The 1,400-nt window shown below is 69.0% G+C and carries 2 protein-coding genes; one reads left to right on the plus strand and one right to left on the minus strand.

Annotated elements, in window-relative coordinates; translation table 11 throughout:
• A partial coding sequence (locus G3N93_RS39950) for a hypothetical protein (RefSeq protein WP_206135515.1) occupies positions 1-312 on the plus strand: 312 nt, incomplete at its 5' end.
• A 28-nt stretch (positions 313-340) separates the two neighbouring features.
• Here the strand turns inward: G3N93_RS39950 and G3N93_RS39955 are convergent.
• Positions 341-1,400, minus strand: a 1,060-nt coding sequence (locus G3N93_RS39955; RefSeq protein WP_206135516.1) for a glycosyltransferase family 4 protein, incomplete at its 5' end; no start/stop codon positions are given.

Consider the following 1,400-nt stretch of genomic DNA (forward strand, 5'->3'; position numbering starts at 1 on the left):
GGCATCACCTTCTGGCATCACCTTCTGGCATCACCTTCTGGCATCACCTTCTGGCATCACCTTCTGGCATCACCTTCTGGCATCACCTTCTGGCATCACCTTCTGGCATCACCTTCTGGCATCACCTTCTGGCATCACCTGCTGCCATTTCCCTCTGCCGTCTCGCTCTGCCGTCTCCGTTTGGCGTCGCCTTATCCCGTCGCCAACCGCGCCCTCCCAATCCGCAACCGGCCAAGCACGCGCCCTGACGGCGCAGAACAAACGCCCGCAGCGCTGAAAAACAAAGCCCCCACGCAGCACACCGCCGCATGAGGGCTCGTTTCCCGCCGGCTCGCGCCGTTTACTGCTTCTTCGCCTTCGCGGCCTTCGCCGTATCCGCGAGGATCTTCTCGACCCGCTCCACGTAGGTTTCGGTGCCGAACCGGCGCACCGCCGTCGCACGCCCGCTCGCGACGAGCCGATCGCGCAGCGCGCCGTCGCGCTTCAGCGTATCCAGCGCATCGGCCAGCGCCGTCGCATCGCCCGGCGCGCAGAGCAGCCCGTTGTCGCCGTCCTCGATGATCTCGACGACGCCGCCCGCACGGGCCGCGACGACCGGCCGGCGGGCGAGCATCCCCTCGACGATCACGCGCCCGAACGGCTCGGGCGTGATCGACGTGTGCGCAACCACGTCGACCGCCGTCATGCAGGCGGCCACGTCGCGCTGGAACCCGAGGAAATGCACGCGAGCGCCCATCCCGTGCCGGACAACGTATTCATGCAGTTGCGCCGCGTATTCGTCCTCGCCGAACAGCGGCGCGCCGACCAGCACCACGTGCATGTCGGGATGCCGCGCGGCGGCCTCCAGCAGCACGTGCTGCCCCTTCCAGTGCGCGAGGCGGCTGAACGAACCGACCAGCCATGCGTGCTCGGGCAACCCCAGCCGCGCGCGCAGCGCGGCCTGGCTGACACCTTCCAGCGCATCGAACGGCTCGGCCGAAATGCCGTTGAACACGACGTCGACGTGCTGCGGCGTGAAGCCCGTCAGCGTACGGAACGCCTGCGCGGACGCGTCGGAGTTCGCGATCACGCGCGTGACGCCGAGCCGCGCGCAGTACTTGATCGCCAGCAACTGCTTGCTGCCGAAATGGTCGGTGCTGACGATGTCGCGCAGGTGCCACACCACCGGCTTGCGCGCGAGCCGCCCGGCCAGCGCGGCAACCACCATCGCACGCTGCGTGTTCGCGTAGATCACCTCGGCACGGCGTGCACGGCGCGCGACGTCGCGCACCAGCCGCGCGAGCTGTTTCACCGCGCCGATCGACACGCCACCCTGCTTGCGCACGCCCGCGAGCGCGCCCTGGTCGACCACGTCGACGCGCGCGCCGATCTCGTCGAGCGCCGCACGGAACGGGCCGTCG

Source organism: Burkholderia sp. Se-20378 (assembly GCF_017104665.1).
Classification (GTDB): Bacteria; Pseudomonadota; Gammaproteobacteria; order Burkholderiales; family Burkholderiaceae; genus Burkholderia; species Burkholderia lata.